Origin of the sequence: Embleya scabrispora DSM 41855, from assembly GCF_000372745.1 — a bacterium.
Lineage (GTDB): Bacteria > Actinomycetota > Actinomycetes > Streptomycetales > Streptomycetaceae > Embleya > Embleya scabrispora.
This window is the reverse complement of sequence record NZ_KB889675.1, coordinates 396,572-412,586: the sequence shown is the minus strand read 5'-3', so window position 1 is coordinate 412,586 and position 16,015 is coordinate 396,572. Positions and strand designations below refer to the sequence as shown.

The window sequence follows — 16,015 nt, the reverse complement described above, 5'->3', positions numbered from 1 at the left end:
CCCCACACAAGATTGCCCCCCACCCCCCGCGGGCACCCGCCCCCGGTGACTGTCGGACTCGGCCTGGGCCTCGCCGTCGCGTGGTACGTCCTGCGTGGCCTCGCCCGCCGCTGGGCCTGGGCCCGGCGCTGCGTGCGTGTGTTGAGCCCGTGGACCGCCCAGCTGCACGTGTGGGTGTTGTCCGCGCCGATGACCTTCACCTACATCGCCATCTTCACCGCGTCCACGGTCGTGCAACGCACGTCGCCGCCCCGGCTGATCGACCTGCTCACCAAGTTGAACAGCACCAACCTGCTCCGACTCGGCGACGATCCGCTGGAGGCGCTGCTCACCAGCGCGTTCTGGGTCGCCGACCACGGTTCGGGACTGGCCGGCTACGTGGTCGTGTTCGGCACCGTGGTGGCCTGGGCGGAACGCCGCTACGGGTCGCCCAGGATGTTGCTGATCGGTGCGAGCGGGCACGTGTTCGGGTCGCTGCTGACCGCCGCGGTGGAGAAGGGCGCGATCGAGGCGGGCCGCCTCCCGGACAAGATCGCGTTCGCGACGGACGTCGGGGTGAGCTACGTAGAGGTCGGCTCGTGCGCCGCGGCGGTGCTGATCATGTCCGGTTGGATCCGACTCGCGGGCGCTGCGGTGATGTTCGTCTCGGTCGGCCTGCCGGTGATCGTGGACCACGGCATCTGGGACTTCGGGCACCTGTTCGCGGCGCTGTGCGGCCTCACCGCCGCGGTGCTGCTGCGCACGGTCGGGCCGCTGCGTACGCCCCCGCCGCTGCGGCCCCCCTTGGTCGTGAGCACTGCGGGCGACCCGGTAGACTTGTGACGTATTCCCGCGGGGCTGTAGCTCAGTTGGTAGAGCGCTTGCATGGCATGCAAGAGGTCCGGAGTTCAATTCTCCGTAGCTCCACCGCAATCCCGAAGGCCGCTTCCACCCGGAAGCGGCCTTCGGTCGTTTCGAGCCGCCCAACACGCACAAATTCGCAAGCGGCCGGACCACGCGCCCACGGCGGCCCGGTCGCCCCCGGGGCCGCTCGGCGGCGCGCTGTCGCCCGAATTCGCGCGCTGCTCCACCGGTCCAACCCCGCGCGCTGCCATCCCGGTCCAACCCCGCGCGCTGTGCCCTACCGGTCCAGACCCGCGAAGAACTCCCGGACATCGCCGATCAGCAGCTCCGGCTGTTCCAGCGACAGGAAGTTGCCACCGCGCTCGAACTCGGTCCAGCGCACCACGTTGTGGTCGCGTTCCGCGAACCGCCGGATCGCGACGTCCTGCGGGAGCGCGACGGCCACCGCCATCGGCACCGTGCCGCGCTCCTTGGGTGCCCACGCGCCCTGGTCGTGCGCCATCTCGTAGTAGAGGTTGGCGGAGGAGCCGGCCGTGCCGGTGAACCAGTACAGGCTGATGTTGGTGAGCAGGGTGTCCCGATCCACCGCGTCCTCGGGCAACTCGCTCGCGGTGTCCGTCCACTCCTTGAACTTCTCCACGATCCACGCGAGCTGACCGACCGGGGAGTCGTGCAGACCGTAGGCGAGCGTCTGCGGCCGGGTCGACTGGATCGCGTTGAAGCCCATTTTGTCGTCCCGGAACTCCTGGAGGCGGGCGAGCCTGCCCTGCTCGCCCTCGGTCAACCCGACGAAGTCGGCCGGGTCCTCGGACGGGAAGGTGACCAGGCCGTTGACGTGGATCCCGATGACGTTCCCCGGCGCGATCCGACCCATCTCCGCCGCGATCCACGCGCCGCCGCCGTTGCCCTGTACGCCGTAGCGCGCATAGCCCAGCCGCGCCATCAGCTCGGTGAACGCGCCCGCGATCCGGCCGGTGGTCCACCCGGGGCCGGACAGGGGGCCGGAGAAGCCGACCCCCGGGGTGTCGGTGACCACGACGTGGAAGTCACGCGACAGCGGCTCGATCACGTCGACGAACTGCACGAACGAGCCCGGCCAGTCGTGGATCAACAACAGTGCGGGAGCGTCCGCACGGGCCGAACGCACGTGCGCGAAGTGGATGTCCTGGCCGTCGACCTCGGTGACGAACTGCGGGAATTCGTTCAGTCGATCCTCCGCCTTGCGCCAGTCGAAGCCGTTCGCCCAGTAGTCGGCCAGGCCCCGCAGGTAGTCCGCGGGCACCCCGCGCGTCCAGCCGGCCACGCCCGGGACATCGACGGCCCATCGGGTGCGGGCCAGGCGGCCGCGCAGGTCGTCGACATCGGCCTGCGAAATCTCGACCCGGAAGGGGCGGATCGCGGTGTCGGCGACGGTCTCGGCTGCGGTGTTGCTGCTGTTCTCCATGAGAAGAAGACTAGGATCCCAATAGGAACACTACGTTCCCATTGAGGCGTCAGGCTGCGAACATGTTGGAAACCTCCGCGCGCTTGTTGCGCCTGCTGTCCCTGCTCCAGACACCGCGCGAGTGGCCCGGCTCGGAACTCGCCGAACGCCTGAGCGTGACCGGACGCACGATCCGCAAGGACGTCGAGCGGCTGCGCGAGCTCGGCTATCCGGTCGATGCCACGCGCGGCTCCACCGGCGGCTATCGGCTGGCCGCCGGCGCCGCGATGCCGCCGCTGCTGCTGACCGACGACGAGGCGGTCGCGGTCACCATCGGCCTGAACACGATTGCCCGAGGCGCGATGGCGGGCATGGAGGAGACCTCGATACAGGCACTGGCCAAGCTGGAACAGGTGCTGCCGGCGCGGCTGCGCCGACGGGTGCGCACATTGCAGCGGTACGCGGTGCCGGTGCCGGCGGACGGACCGAGCGCGAAGGTGGACACCGACGTGCTCACCGTCCTGGTCGCGGCCTGCCGGGACCGCGAGCGGCTGCGGCTGGACTACCTCGACCACGCGGGCGCGGCCACGCGGCGCACCGTCGAGCCGCAGCGCGTGGTCAACTGGGGCCGCCGCTGGTATCTGGTGGCATGGGACGTGGACCGCGACGACTGGCGCACCTTCCGGGTCGACCGGATCACCCCGCGCACCCCGACCGGCCCCAGGTTCGCGCCGCGCGAGGACCCGGACGGCGACGCGGCGACCTACGTGTCCGGCAAGGTCTCCGCGGCCGCCTGGCGACACCGCGCCCGGGTCGTCGTACACGCGCCCGCCGCCGAGGTCCTGGACCGGATCAACCCGGCCGTGGGCACGGTCGAGCCGATCGACGCCGGCACCTGCGTGCTGGACACCGGCGCCGACTCCCTCGACACCCTGGCCGTGCACCTGGGCATGCTCGGCCACGACTTCGACGTCACCGACCCCCCGGAACTGGTGGCCCACCTACGCATGTTGGCCGCCCGATACAGCCGCTCGACACGGCCTGCCGAGCCGCGGAGCCCCTGACCTCGGCGCAGCAACGAGGCCGGATCGATGCCGATCGCGAACGGCACGAGCAATTCGAGCCGCACCCGCTCGATCGCCGTCGCCACGTACGCGCCCGTGGCCGGCCCAACGGGGGGAAATCCCCCGCTGGGAGGGCCATGTGCGCTTGGATGGCCGGAATCGACGGGGAGGCGTGGATCGTGCTCGAAGTGAAGCGGTTGCGGGAACTGGTGCGGGCGCGCGAGGTGGATACCGTCGTGGTCGCGTTCACCGACATGCAGGGGCGGTTGCAGGGCAAGCGGTTGTCGGCCCGGTTCTTCCTGGAGGAGGTGCTGGAGCACCACACCGAGGCGTGCGACTACCTGCTCGCCGTGGACGTCGATCTGAACACCGTCGACGGCTTCGACATGAGTTCGTGGGACCGCGGCTACGGCGACTTCGTGCTGCACGCCGACCTGCGCACGCTGCGGTTGCTGCCGTGGAATCCGGGTGCGGCGCTGGTCCAGGCGGACCTGAAATGGGGCGACGAACGCCCGGTGGCCGCCTCGCCGCGACAGATCCTCAAGGCGCAGACCGAGCGGCTCGCCGAGCGCGGCTGGACCGCGATGGTCGGCACCGAGCTGGAGTTCTGCGTCTACCGGGACACCTACGAGGAGGCATGGCACCGCGCCTACCGCGATCTGACCCCGGCCAACCTCTACAACGTCGACTACTCGATCCTGGGCACCGGCCGGATCGAGCCGCTGCTGCGCCGGATCCGCAACGAGATGGCCGACGCCGGGATGTACGTGGAATCCGCGAAGGGCGAGTGCAACCTCGGCCAGCACGAGATCGCGTTTCGCTACGACGAGGCGTTGCGTACGTGCGACAACCACAGCGTCTACAAGACCGGGGCCAAGGAGATCGCCGCGCAGGAGGGGATGAGCCTGACCTTCATGGCCAAGCCCAACGCGCGCGAGGGCAACTCGTGCCACATCCACCTGTCGCTGCGCGAGGAGGCGGACGGCCGGCCGCTCCTCGCCGGGTCCGGCGCGCACGGACTGTCCCGGCTCGGCAGCCAGTTCCTGGCCGGGCAACTCGTCGCGCTGCGCGAGTTCACCCTCCTGTACGCGCCCAACATCAACTCCTACAAGCGCTACCAGTCCGGCACCTTCGCCCCGACCGCGGTCGAATGGGGGATCGACAACCGGACCTGCGCGCTGCGCATGGTCGGCCACGACGCGAGTCTGCGGGTGGAGAACCGGGTCCCCGGCGGCGACGTGAACCCCTATCTCGCGGTGGCCGCGATGATCGGCGCCGGTCTGTACGGCATGGACCACTGGCTGGAGCCGGCCGAGCCGTACGCGGGCAACGCGTACGCCTCGAACGGACAACACGTGCCCACGTCGCTGCGCGAGGCGCTGGCGCTGTGGGAGAAGAGCAAGCTCGCGCTCGAGGTGTTCGGGACCGAGGTCGTCGAGCACTACGCCAATGCCGCCCGGGTCGAACTCGCCGCCTACGACGCGGCGGTCACCGACTGGGAACTGTTCCGTGGCTTCGAGCGCATGTGAGGGTCGACCGACCGACCGGCCGACCAAGCAACCGGCCGACCGATACCGACCGCCGCGAGCCACGGCCGGCCGGCCGGCTTCGGGCGGGTGCGGTGTTCGGTCGCTGCCGGACTCGTGAGCGGGCGCGGATCGGTTCCGACGGCCCCGGGTGATCACGATTGAGGTCTTTCCCGTCACGGTTGCGTGACGGGTCGAACGAGTGGGCGAATGGTCCGGTTTCCGGCCAGTAGTGTCGCCGGACGTGACCCTCACCGCAGTACTCGTGCTGGTGCTCGCGAGCCTGCTCGCGGTCGCCGACTGGGTGGCCGTCGCCCGGGAACGTCTCCCGCTCGATCGGCTCCTGAAACCCGCGGTGATCTGTGCCCTCGTGGTCGTCGTCTGGTCGTTCGACGACATCGACGGGGCACTGCGCGCGCTGTTCAGCGTCGCGCTCGCGCTGTCGCTGCTGCGCGACGTGCTCGCCCCGCGCTGGTTCGCCGGTGCGGTCGCCGCCTCGCTGCTCGCCCACATCGGCTACGTCGCGGGCTTCCAACGCATGGGGTGGTCCTGGTTGTGGGCCGCCGCCGGCATCGTGGTCGTGTTGTTCGCGGCGGGTGCCTACGCGGTGCGCCTGGTCACCGGCGCGCGCGAGAGCGCGCCCACCTACATCGGCATGGTGCTGCTCTACGTCGGCGTGGTCTCGCTGATGGTGGTCGCCGCGGCGGCCACCGGTCGACCTAGCGCGGTGGCCGGCGCGTTCCTGTTCTACTACTCCGACACCCTGGTCGGCTGGAACCGGTTCCGCGCCCCGACGCCGTACGCGCCGGTGCTGATCGCGGTCGCCTACCACCTCGCCCAGATCCTGCTGGTGTTGTCGCTGTCCACCGGGCCCGCCCCGGGACTGTGACGGTCGCGGCCCCGGGGCGTTGCCGGACCGTGAGACTCGCGCCGCCCGGGAGACCGCCCCCGAGCCGCGACCGTATTGAAGTAACCTCGACCCGCCTGCGGTAACCTGAGGCCATGCGTGCCGTACTGCTGCTTACCGGGCCGCGCTGAGCAGGCCGGGTGGAGGACCGCTCCCACCCGACTCGGCGCGGCGACCCCTCCTGAGCGAGGGGTCTTTTCGTTTCCAGAAACGGTCGCTTCGCGCAAGCGACGAAACCGGAAGCAGCCGAAGGCTGCCCACACCCCGATGGTTGAGGACGATGACCGAGATGACGCAGGGTCCTGCCGGCAACACCGATGCCCCGACCGAGCCCTACCGCTACAACGCCGTCCTGGCCGGCGACATCGAGGCGCGGTGGCAGGACCGTTGGGAGACCGACGGCACGTTCGAGGCGCCGAACCCGGCCGGTCCGCTGGCCGAGCCGGACAAGGTCGCCGGGCGGCCCAAGATGATGGTGATGGACATGTTCCCCTACCCCTCGGGTGTGGGTCTGCATGTCGGACACCCGCTGGGCTTCATCGCGACCGACGTATACGCCCGGTTCAAGCGCATGACCGGCCACAACGTGCTGCACACCCTGGGCTACGACGCGTTCGGCCTGCCCGCCGAGCAGTACGCGGTCCAGACCGGCACGCATCCGCGGGTGACCACCGAGGCGAACATCGCCAACATGCGCCGCCAACTGCGTCGGCTGGGCCTGGGCCACGACCAGCGCCGGTCGGTGGCCACCACCGACCCGGCGTACTACCGCTGGACGCAGTGGATCTTCCTGCAGATCTTCAACTCCTGGTACGACCCCGAGGCACCCGGCGCGGACGGCGGCATCGGTCGCGCCCGCCCGATCACCGAACTGGTCGAGCAGTTCGAGAAGGGCGACCGGGCCACTCCGGACGGGCGCGCGTGGGCCGACCTGACCGGCACCGAGCGCTCGGCCGTGCTGGACGAGTACCGCCTGGCGTACGTATCGCAGGCCCCGGTCAACTGGGCGCCGGGCCTGGGCACCGTGCTGGCCAACGAGGAGGTCACCGCCGACGGCCGCAGCGAGCGCGGCAACTTCCCCGTGTTCAAGGCGAACCTGCGGCAGTGGATGATGCGGATCACCGCGTACTCCGACCGCCTGCTGGGCGACCTGGACAAGCTGGACTGGCCCGAGCCGATCAAGATCATGCAGCGCAACTGGATCGGCCGATCCGAGGGCGCCAAGGTCTCCTTCGCCACCGACGCCGCGCCGATCGAGGTGTTCACCACCCGGCCCGACACGCTGTTCGGCGCCACCTACATGGTGCTGGCGCCCGAGCACGAACTGGTCGACGCCATCGTCGCGGACGCCTGGCCGGAGGGCATTCCGGCGGTGTGGACGGGCGGCGCGGCCACACCGGCCGAGGCGGTCGCGGCGTACCGCCGATTCGCCGGGTCCAAGAGCGACGTCGAGCGGCAGAGCGAGGGCAAGGACAAGACCGGCGTCTTCACCGGCGCCTACGCGACCAACCCGGTCAACGGCGAGCGGGTGCCGGTCTTCGTCGCCGACTACGTGCTGATGGGCTACGGCACCGGCGCGATCATGGCGGTGCCCGCGCACGACCACCGCGACTTCGAGTTCGCGCGTGCCTTCGAACTGCCGATCCGCTGCGTGGTGCAGCCCACCGACGACCGCTCGATCGGCGACACCACCGACTGGGCCGACGCGTTCGTGTCCTACGACGCGAAGCTGGTGAACAGCTCCGGCGAGGGCATCGTGCTGGACGGCCTGGGTGTGGTCGACGCCAAGAAGGCGATCACCGAGTGGCTGGCCGAACGCGGCATCGGCGAGGGCACGATCAACTTCAAGCTGCGCGACTGGCTGTTCTCCCGCCAGCGTTACTGGGGCGAGCCGTTCCCGATCGTGTTCGACGAGGACGGCGTCGCGCACGCGCTGCCGGACTCGATGCTGCCGGTCGAACTGCCCGAGATCGACGACTACCGCCCGCGCACCTTCGACCCGGACGACGCGGACACCAAGCCCGAGACGCCGCTGTCGCGCAACGCGGACTGGGTGAACGTCACGCTGGACCTGGGCGACGGGCCCCGGCAGTACCGCCGCGAGACCAACACCATGCCCAACTGGGCGGGTTCGTGCTGGTACGAGCTGCGCTACCTGGACCCGACCAACAGCGAGGTGCTGGTCGACCCCGAGGTCGAGAAGTACTGGATGGGGCCGAAGCACGAGGGCCACACCGGCGGCGTGGACCTGTACGTCGGCGGCGTCGAGCACGCGGTGCTGCACCTGCTGTACTCGCGCTTTTGGCACAAGGTGCTGTTCGACCTGGGCCACGTGTCCTCGTGTGAGCCGTTCCACAAGCTGTTCAACCAGGGCTACATCCAGGCGTTCGCCTACAAGGACGAGCGCGGTGTCTACGTCGAGGCGAGCGAGGTCGAGGAGCGGGACGGGAAGTTCTTCCTGGGCGAGCAGGCGGTCAGCCGCGAGTACGGGAAGATGGGCAAGTCGCTGAAGAACTCGGTGACGCCCGACCAGATGGCCGAGGAGTACGGCGCGGACACGCTGCGCCTGTACGAGATGTCGATGGGCCCGCTGGAGATCTCCCGGCCGTGGGACACCCGCGCGGTGATCGGCTCGTACCGCTTCCTGCAGCGGCTGTGGCGCAACATCGTGGACGAGCGGACCGGCGCGCCGACCGTGGTCGACGAGCCGGCCGACGAGGCCACGCTGCGGGCCACCCACAAGGCGATCGACGGCATGCGGCGGGACATGGACGCGCTGCGCTTCAACACCGCCATCGCCAAGGCGATCGAGCTGAACAACGCGCTGGTCAAGCTGCCGGCCGTGCCGCGCGAGATCGCCGAGAAGCTGGTCCTGATGGTCGCGCCGCTGGTGCCGCACGTGGCCGAGGAGCTGTGGTCCCGGCTGGGGCACGGTGACACGGTCACCTACGAGGCGTTCCCGCAGGCGGACCCGGCCTACCTGGTCGAGGACACCGTCACGTGTGTCGTGCAGATCAAGGGCAAGGTGCGGGCTCGCCTGGAGGTGCCGCCGAGCATCGGCGAGGACGAGCTGAAGGCACTGGCGCTGGCCGATCCGACGGTGCTGGCCGCGCTGGACGGGGCCGGTGTGCGGATGACGATCGTCAAGCCGCCGAAGCTGGTGAACATCGTTCCGGCGTAGGCCGGTCGGTGTGGGTCGGCCGCTCGCCGGATGGGCGGCCGACCCTGCGCGGGCGGTGGGTTCGCGCGGTGGGCGGCGGCCTTGCGCGGAGGGCGGCCGGCCTTGCGCGGTGGGCGATTTCCGGCCCGTGTCCGGACGGTTTCCGGTCGGTGACGATCGGTCCCGAACGCGGTGTTTTCCGCCGCGTGGGTATCGGAGCCGTTCGGCGGCGTTAGTGTGAGGGGACACCTTCCGGCCCCGACCAGGCAGGAGACGCCTCGTGGCCCTCGCCGACGTTCCCGCGACCACCGACTCGTTGGCCGATGGCGCCGAGACCTTCGGCGTCGTGCTGGGCGCCGGTGCGCTCGCGTGTCTTGTGCTCGTGGGCGTCGTGGTGGGCCTGATCACGATGATGCGGAGGGCGGTGCGCCGCCGGATCGACCGGCACGCCCCTCGGGTCCGCGGCCTCGTGGAGGACGCCACGTCGAGGGCCCGGGCGTACACCCTGACCGGTGGCGCGGCCGAGGCGGCGCGCATGCGCGGGTCGGTGCGGCGCTCGCTGGACCAGACCCGGCGGGTGCTGGAGGCGGGCTACGCGCACGACGCGCAGCTCTCCGACGCGGTCGCGCTGTTGCGCCGGTTGGACGAGTTCGCCAAGGCGCTGGACACCGACCTCAAGCTGGTCGAGCGCGAGCCCGATCGGGACCGGGTCACCCGCGAGTTGCCCGGCCTCAAGGAGCGCGCGGACCGCATCGAGCACGCTGCGGCCTCGCTGCGGTGGGCCGTCCAGGACCGCGAACGTCACTTGGGCGAAGACGAGTTGGACCGGCTCGGCACGGACGTCGAGCGCGAGGCCGCGGCCCTGCGCGCACACGCTGACGAGAGCCGATCCGAGAGCAAGCGGCTGACCTAGTGCCGCGCCCGGCCATGTTCGCCCCGACGGGGTGAACGTCACCGGGCGGGGCACGCGGCAGCCGCCGGCGGCGGGCCCCGACGACGGGACGCGCCGGCCGCACCACGACGCGCGTCACCCGCGCGTCGGGGCGTGGCATGGTGACCGAATACTGATTGTGGTGCCTCGACTCAGCGACCCGACACGGGGTAGTCGAGACACCGACCCCGCCCCCCTGTCGTCTCACATCCGGGTGGTTGCCCGCTCATGCCGACGATGCCGACCGATCTCGCCGTGGTCACGGACTCCACGGCCTACCTGCCCGAGGAGCTCGTGGAGCGGCACCGCCTCGTGGTGGTCCCGCTCAAGGTCGTCCTGCGCGGACGGCCGCTGGACGACGGCATCGAGGCCACGCCGGCCCAACTCACCGACGCGCTGCGCGGGCGTCGGGTCGTGACCACGTCGCGCCCGGCGCCGGAGACGTTCGCGGAGGTCTATCGCGAACTCGCCGAGAAGGGCGCGACAAGCATCGTCTCGATCCACCTCTCGGGCGAGCTCTCCGGCACGTACGAGGCCGCGCTGCTCGCGGCACGGGACGCCGACGTGCCGGTGCGTGTGGTGGACTCGCGCACGCTGGGCATGGGGATGGGCTTCTCCGTGCTGGCCGCGGCGGAGGCGGCGGCCGACGGCGCGTCCCTGGAGGAGGCGGCGATCGCGGCGGAGAAGCGCGCGCAGACCACGTCGGCGCTGTTCTACGTGGACACGCTGGAATACCTGCGCCGGGGCGGGCGGATCGGGGCGGCGACGGCATTCATGGGTACGGCGCTGGCGGTCAAGCCGCTGTTGCATGTGAGCGACGGGTTGATCGGGCCGCTGGAGAAGGTCCGCACGGCGACGCGCGCGATCAGCCGACTGGAGGAGTTGGCGGTGGAGCGGGCGGGGGCCGGGCCGGTCGACGTCGCGGTGCATCACCTGGCCAGTCCGGAGCGCGCGGAGGCGCTGGCCGGGCGGTTGCGGGAGCGGTTGACCGGGCTGGGGGAACTGTACGTGAGCGAGGTGGGCGCGGTGATCGGGGCGCATGCGGGGCCGGGGCTGTTGGCGGTGGTGGTTTCGCCTCGGTGAGGGGTGCCTGGACCGGGGCGGGCGGGCGGGCCGGGCCGGGCCGGCCCCAGCTGCAGCGGCTCGACCTGAACCCCGCACGAGCGCCGGCCGCAGCGGCCCAACCGCAACCCGACGGAGCCCCGGTTCGAGCCGCGGCCCAACCTCAGCCGCGGCCCAACCGCGACCGGGCCCGGCCTCGACCCAGTCGCTGCCGCCCAACCTCACCCCAGTCCGAGCCGGAGTCCCACGCTCACCCCACCCTGTGGAGTTGGCGAGGCCGGCGTCGGGGTCGGGGCGCTGGGTCACCCACGTGGGTGGGTTCGGTTTCCACAGCCTGCGGGTTGTGCACAGGCGGATCCGGTGAGCGGGGACGGGTGAGCGGGGCGACCTAACTTCGACGCATGTCCGGATCGCCGCCCTGGTCCCCGTCGCCATCATCGTTCCCGCCGTCGCCGTCGCCGTCGCCGTCGCCGTCGCCGTCGCCGTCGCCGCCGCCGCCGTCCTCGTCCTCCGCCGATCTGCCTCCCGGCTATTTGCCTCCCGCCTCCGCGTCTCCCGGCTTTTCGCCCCTCGGCTTTTCGTCTCCGTCCCCTGCCTATTCGTCCTCCGGTCGTGAGTCCCCTGGTCGTGGGTCGCACGGTCGTCGGTCGCCCGGTCAGGAGACCTCGGCGCTGCCGCGGTCGGGCGCCGAGCGGGTTGCCGCGCTGCTCGGGTCGGACGAGTCGGACCCTCGTCGGGGGCCGGACCCCGCGCGGCGGATGGCCGAGGCGGTCGCGGATCGGCTGCCGACCCGCTTTCGGGTGGGTGTGGATCGGCGCGCGGTGGCCGCGGTCGCGGTGCTCGCGCTGGTGGCGGTTGCCCTCGCCGTGGGCGGATGGTGGCGGGCACGTCCGCAGAGCGTGGCGGCGCCGGCGGGGCAGGTGACGGGCGTTCCGGCGTCGGGCTTCGCGATGTCGGCCGGCGCGCCGGCTCCGTCGTCGTCGGCTGCCGGGCCGGCGCCCGCGGGCGGGCCGATCACGGTGCACGTGGCCGGGAAGGTGGCGCGTCCCGGGGTGGTGGTGCTGCCGCCGGGGGCGCGGGTGGCGGACGCGGTGCAGGCCGCCGGAGGTGCGCTGCCGGCGGCGGATCTGGCCACGCTGAACCTGGCCCGCCCACTGGCCGACGGCGAACAGATCCCGGTCGGCGTCCCGGGCGCCCCCGTACAGGCCGCTCCGACCCCGACGGGCGGCCCGACGGCTCCGGGCGCGCTCGTCGACATCAATACGGCCACGGCCGAACAACTGGAGCAACTCCCCGGCGTAGGGCCGGTCCTGGCCCGTCAGATCATCGAAAAGCGCACCCAACTCGGTCGCTTCGCCACGATCGACCAACTCCGCCAGATCCGCGGCATCGGTGACCGCAAGTACAGCGACCTGAAACCAAAGGTCCGAGTATGAGCGTTCCGCTCGCAGGCACGGGCGGCCCGCCCGTCCACCCGACAGCGCACCGCGACGGCTGCGAAGCGCGGTTGCTCCCGGGTGACGCCCACGTCGTGGCCAGGGATTGCCACCGACGACAGGTCGTCTGTGTCCGGCAGCGCGTCGGCGAGCGGCCGGTGGACCACCGCGCTGCCGCCGCCGTAGGGCACGCGGACCAGGGACACGCCGTCGGTGCGTTGCGATGTCCGACTGGGCCCGATGGTGGGATGTGGGTCCGGCCGGGCCCCGTCCGCGTCGGTGAAGCCCTGCCCGCCGTGTCGAAACGCAACGGGGGGTGTGGGGGCGAACGCTCCCGGCCCGGCCAGGACGCGGCTGCGCCTCATGGTCCATAGTCGTCCGACTCCCACCGGCCGGCGCGAGCGTCCGGCGGATGCCCGCCTGATTCCCGGCGCGAGCGCGACCTGGGCGGCGGCATGGGCCGCGCCCCTGGTTCCCCTCTGGGTCACCGCGATCACGAGCGCATGCGCAGTCTTCGGCGCCGCCGCACTCACACGTGTGCCCACCATCCGTCGCCGGGCGACCCTTGCCGTCGTCCTCGTCTGCCTCGCGGCCGGCGGCCTGGTAGCCGGCCTACGCACCGCCGCAGACCACGCCGGCCCCGTCGCCGCCGCGGCCCGCCATCGCACCGAGGCCACCGTCGACCTGACCGTACGCACCGACCCGGAACGCCCGGGCACCCGCGTCCGAGGCAGCGAACTCGGCCAACCACCCACGATTTTCACCGCGCGCATCAACCACCTGAGCACCGCCCCCAACCCATCAACCAAGGCCACCCCGCCCCACTCCACCCGCCCCAACCCCCGCAGCCCAGGCGGCACGAGCGACATCGGCGGTTCGAGCGGCCCGGGCGGTCCTGGTGGTCCGAGCGGCTTCGACGGCCGAAGCAGCCCGAGCGGTACGCGAGTTCGTACCCCCGTCACCGTTCTGGTCAGCGGTCCCGAGGCCGGCTCCTGGCTTGGTCTGTTGCCGAGTACGCATGTCCGCGCCCATGGCCGTCTTGTTCCGGGCCGAGATGGGCAGGCCCTGTTCCTGGTGCGATCCGCTCCGCAGCGAATCGGCGCTCCCGCGGCCCACCAGCGCTTTGCGGGCCGGCTCCGGGCCCGCCTCCGCGCAGCGTGCGCGGACCTGCCGCCCGCCGCCCGCGGCCTGCTTCCGGGGCTGGTCGTCGGCGATACCAGCATGCTTCCCGCCGACCTGGAAGCCGACTTCCGGACCACCGAACTCACCCACCTGACGGCGGTAAGCGGCACCAACGTCACGATCCTGCTGGGCTTCGTCCTCCTGGTACTTCGCCGCGGTGGTCTGCGGGGCCGCGCGCTACCGATCACGGGCGCGGTGGCCGTGGCGTGCTTCGTGGTCGTGGCCCGGCCCGAACCGAGCGTGCTGCGCGCCGCGGCGATGGGCCTGGTCACCGTGGTCGCGCTGTACACCGGCCGGACCCGGCGCGGCCTTCCCGCGCTGGCCGTCGCGGTGCTGGGCCTGGTGCTGTTCGACCCGACCCTGGCCCGCTCGTACGGATTCGCGTTGTCCGTCCTGGCCACGGGTGCGCTGCTGTTGCTCGCGCCGCACTGGGCGGCGCGGCTGTGCGCCCGAGGTTGGCCGAAGTGGGCCGCGGTCGTGGTCGCCGTGCCACTGGCCGCGCAGGCCGTGTGCGGACCGCTCGTGGTGACCTTCGCGGGCCGGGTCGCTCTGATGGCCGTACCGTGCAACCTGCTCGCCGAGTTCGCGGTTGCGCCGGCCACGATCCTCGGCTTCGTCGCCCTCGTGCTCGCGCCCGTATGCCTGCCACTCGCGCAGCTTGCGGCGTGGCTGGGCTCCTGGCCGATTCGGTGGATCGTGGCCGTGGCTCACACCGGCGCCGCGCTGCCCGGCGCGGCCGTCACCTGGCCGACCGGCCTCTTCGGCGGCGTGGCGCTCGCGGCGATCACCGTCGCGGCCGTGCCGACCCTGCGCGTACTCCGCCGTCCGCGGTCCACCCGACCCGGATGGCCGCGCGCCCTGACCGCCGCGTTGCTCGCGACCCTCGCGGTGGTGCTCCTGCTGCGCCCGCCGGTCGTGATCCGCCCGCTGACCGGCTGGCCGCCCCCGGACTGGCACCTGGTGATGTGCGACGTCGGCCAGGGCGATGCCATCGTGCTCAACGCGGGTGCCGGCACCGGTGTCCTGGTCGACGCCGGTCCCGACCCGCACGCGGTCGACCGTTGCCTGCGCGACCTCGGGATCCGTCGCCTGCCGCTGATTCTGCTCAGCCACTTCCACGCCGATCATGTCGAGGGCCTCCCGGGCGCGTTGCGCGGTCGCGCGGTCGGCCTGATCCAGGGCACCTCGGTCCTCGAACCGATGGCCGAGGTCACCCGGGTCCGCCGCTGGGCCGCTGCCGCCGGCATCCCGTTGTCCACTCCCACCGACGGCGAACTCCGCACCCGGGCCGCCCTGACCTGGCAAACCCTCACCCCACTCCCCAACACCACCCGCCCCCGCCCCGCACCCCCACCCGAACTCCCCACCCCGACTCGACCCAACGCCCCACACCCCGCAGGCACCCCGACCGCCACCACCTCGCCACGGGATGTCCCGACCACCCGGGTGGGTGACATCGATACCGGCAGTGCCCGGGGCGGGGGCGATGCACGGGAGTGGGCGGCGACGGGGAGTCTCCCGGTGGGGAGTGCGGTGGGTGGGTCGGTGGCCAACAACGCGAGTCTCGTGATGCTCGCGGAGCGGCACGGCGTTCGGATGTTGCTCACGGGGGATGCCGAGACCGAGGCGCAGGAGGCGTTGCGGGCGCGGCTGGCCGGGCTCCGGGTGGATGTGCTCAAGGTCGCTCATCACGGCTCGGCTCGCCAGGACCCCGGCCTCGTGCTCGGGTTGCGCCCGCGCCTCGCGCTCGTATCGGTGGGCAAGGGCAACCCGTACGGCCATCCGTCCCCCTCCGCCCGCGCCCTGGTCGCGGCCACCGGCGCCCGCCTCCTGCGTACCGACACCGACGGTCCGATCGCGGTGACCGGCACCGCGACCCACCTGAACGCGGTGGCCCGTGGCCCCGACAACCCCACCCGCGCCGACCGCCCACCCGCGTACACCCCCGCAGCCGCGCAGGCCCTCGCCCCTGCCCCGGCACGACCACGCCCACCCGCCGGTACCCGCACCGCGCCCGGCCATCGCTCCCGCAGATCTCGCCCCGATCGACGACGCCCACTCGCCATCGCCCACCCGCGCGCAGCGCACGGCTTGCGCCGCATCCGCGTTGCGCGGGTCCCATCCACATCGCCGGTGGCCGCCCCGCGTCGACCGGCCGCGTATAGCGCACCGCCTGCGTCGCACGCCGCCCCATGCGGGTGCTGCCCCGATGGACGGCGACCGGCCCGGCACCCGCCCGGCGCACGGCCCGCGTCACACCCACTGCCCGATCGACGGTGACCGGCCGCGCACGGCCTGCGGTTGCACACTCCCGATCGCGTAGGTCCCACCCGGATCGTGCCGCCGCCGCCCCGGCCGCTGCCCCCGGCCATCCCGGTCGCCGCCAAGCCACCGCCGCCGCCCCGGCCGCCACTCCGCCCCCGCCGCCGAGCGGCGTCGTGTGGATCGACGCGGCAGCGCCCGCGTCCGTCGTCCCTCGTG

At 72.2% G+C, this 16,015-nt stretch carries 10 protein-coding genes and 1 tRNA gene; 10 read left to right on the top strand and 1 reads right to left on the bottom strand.

Going from position 1 to position 16,015, the window contains the following annotated elements; genetic code table 11:
• Positions 1-45: 45 nt before the first annotated feature.
• On the top strand, positions 46-822 hold the full coding sequence (locus A3IC_RS0127080) for a rhomboid-like protein (RefSeq protein ID WP_020553207.1): 777 nt from the start codon (positions 46-48) through the stop codon (positions 820-822).
• Between the two features lie 11 nt (positions 823-833).
• Positions 834-906: transfer RNA gene (locus A3IC_RS0127075), tRNA-Ala, on the top strand.
• A 214-nt stretch (positions 907-1,120) separates the two neighbouring features.
• On the opposite strand, the gene A3IC_RS0127070 is transcribed toward A3IC_RS0127075, so the two are convergent.
• A complete protein-coding gene (locus A3IC_RS0127070; protein WP_020553206.1) occupies positions 1,121-2,287 on the bottom strand; it encodes an epoxide hydrolase family protein in 1,167 nt (388 codons plus the stop codon).
• A 62-nt stretch (positions 2,288-2,349) separates the two neighbouring features.
• On the opposite strand from A3IC_RS0127070, the gene A3IC_RS0127065 reads away from it, so the two are divergent.
• The 8 genes from A3IC_RS0127065 (at position 2,350) to A3IC_RS56785 (ending at position 15,814) form a co-directional block, all read left to right on the top strand.
• Entirely contained in the window at positions 2,350-3,330 is a 981-nt protein-coding gene (locus A3IC_RS0127065; protein WP_020553205.1) for a helix-turn-helix transcriptional regulator, read from the top strand.
• A 149-nt stretch (positions 3,331-3,479) separates the two neighbouring features.
• On the top strand, positions 3,480-4,859 hold the full coding sequence (locus tag A3IC_RS0127060; RefSeq protein ID WP_020553204.1) for a glutamine synthetase family protein: 1,380 nt from the start codon (positions 3,480-3,482) through the stop codon (positions 4,857-4,859).
• Between the two features lie 241 nt (positions 4,860-5,100).
• Complete coding sequence (locus A3IC_RS62725; RefSeq protein ID WP_158696115.1) at positions 5,101-5,745, top strand: lysoplasmalogenase family protein; 645 nt, start codon at positions 5,101-5,103, stop codon at positions 5,743-5,745.
• Between the two features lie 298 nt (positions 5,746-6,043).
• Positions 6,044-8,944, top strand: coding sequence for a leucine--tRNA ligase (gene leuS / locus A3IC_RS0127050; protein WP_020553202.1), 2,901 nt, complete (start codon positions 6,044-6,046; stop codon positions 8,942-8,944).
• A gap of 259 nt (positions 8,945-9,203) precedes the next feature.
• Positions 9,204-9,836: a hypothetical protein gene (locus tag A3IC_RS56790; protein WP_020553201.1), complete on the top strand. Its 633-nt coding sequence runs from the start codon at positions 9,204-9,206 to the stop codon at positions 9,834-9,836.
• 255 nt (positions 9,837-10,091) lie between these two features.
• Positions 10,092-10,937 (top strand): DegV family protein, encoded by an 846-nt coding sequence (locus tag A3IC_RS0127040; protein ID WP_026218796.1) that lies wholly within the window; start codon positions 10,092-10,094, stop codon positions 10,935-10,937.
• 737 nt (positions 10,938-11,674) lie between these two features.
• Positions 11,675-12,352 carry a ComEA family DNA-binding protein gene (locus A3IC_RS0127035; protein WP_020553199.1) on the top strand — a complete coding sequence of 226 codons (678 nt, stop codon included), beginning with the start codon at positions 11,675-11,677 and terminating at the stop codon, positions 12,350-12,352.
• Between the two features lie 363 nt (positions 12,353-12,715).
• The gene (locus A3IC_RS56785) at positions 12,716-15,814 is read left to right on the top strand and encodes a ComEC/Rec2 family competence protein (protein ID WP_052173803.1); all 3,099 of its coding nucleotides are present in this window, start codon (positions 12,716-12,718) and stop codon (positions 15,812-15,814) included.
• The last annotated feature ends 201 nt before the right edge of the window (positions 15,815-16,015 follow it).